The organism is Bradyrhizobium sp. BRP19 (assembly GCF_020194195.1).
GTDB lineage: Bacteria > Pseudomonadota > Alphaproteobacteria > Rhizobiales > Xanthobacteraceae > Bradyrhizobium > Bradyrhizobium yuanmingense.
The window spans coordinates 1-434 of the sequence record NZ_JADYVZ010000143.1; the positions used below are offsets into that span (position 1 = coordinate 1).

Consider the following 434-nt stretch of genomic DNA (forward strand, 5'->3'; position numbering starts at 1 on the left):
GTCGATGGTCAGCTCGCGAACCGGCGAGGACAGCCACATCGGGATGTTGAGGTCGAGGGCGGATTTCCTCAGCCTTCCTGCGAGCGCATTGCCGTTGGTCAGCGTCATGCCGCGGCCGTAGCGCAGCACGTCCATGAGATGACGCGACAGGCGCTTTGCGACATAGATCGCTGATGTCAGCGATTTCGTCGCACGCATGAAATGGATGATCTCCTTGCCGGAGCCTAGCATCATGCCGAACACAGTAAGCTCGGGCAGGGGCATGCCGAGCGTCTTGATGTGGTCGCCGAGCTCGCGTCCGTCGAACGGCCGCGTCACCATCGAGCGGCCGCCTTGCGCGCCGCCGGGCGCCTCGGCATGGTAGTCCGGAAACACCAGCGGCATATCGAACCGCAGTGCGGTCCTGGTCGTGAAGAAGTCAATCGCCTCCGGAC

General features: G+C 63.4%; 1 protein-coding gene. It reads right to left on the reverse strand.

The genetic code is table 11. The features are described from left to right. A partial coding sequence (locus tag I6F36_RS38900; RefSeq protein WP_225173287.1) for an FAD-binding protein occupies nucleotides 1-434 on the reverse strand: 434 nt, incomplete at both ends.